Raw genomic sequence first — 587 nt, forward strand, 5'->3', positions numbered from 1 at the left:
AAGACAAGATCAAGGGTTACGAGGACAATGGTTATGAATTTGTCTCAAGCAACTTTACTGACGATAGCCAAGTATATGCTAAGGAAGGCAACGACTTCGTTGTTCACTTGAAGCACGCCACTAAGGAAGTTGTAAGCTACAAGGACGCAACTCAAACCATCCACTACGTTGGTGCGGGTGACAAGACTCCAGCTGACAAGGTACAAACTCAAAAGGATGCCTTCAGTAAGACTGACACGATCGACAAGGTAACCGGTGAAGTAGTTAAGACTACTGGCTGGGAAGGTACTAAGACTTTTGGTACTGAAGACACTCCAGTTGTTCAAGGCTACCACGCAGACAAGAAGACTGCCGGTGGCTTGACTGCAACTCCAGACAAGCCAGACGTTGAAGAAACTGTAACTTACTCACCAAACGGTAAGCTTGTTCCAGTAGATCCAAACGGTACTCCTATCCCAGGTGCAGACACTCCAACTTACCCAACGGACCCTAACGATCCAACTAAGGTAGTGCCGAATGAACCAATTCCGGATGTGCCTAACTACACTCCAGTAGACCCAAGTCCTGTAACTCCAGAAAAGCCTGGT

At 47.2% G+C, this 587-nt stretch carries 1 protein-coding gene; it reads left to right on the top strand.

Annotation, left to right across the window (positions count from 1 at the left end; genetic code table 11):
- The coding region (locus ACLUXO_RS10210; RefSeq protein WP_412137452.1) for a mucin-binding protein at positions 1-587 on the top strand (587 nt) is incomplete at both ends.

The organism is Lactobacillus delbrueckii subsp. bulgaricus, from assembly GCF_046938665.1.
GTDB lineage: Bacteria > Bacillota > Bacilli > Lactobacillales > Lactobacillaceae > Lactobacillus > Lactobacillus delbrueckii_C.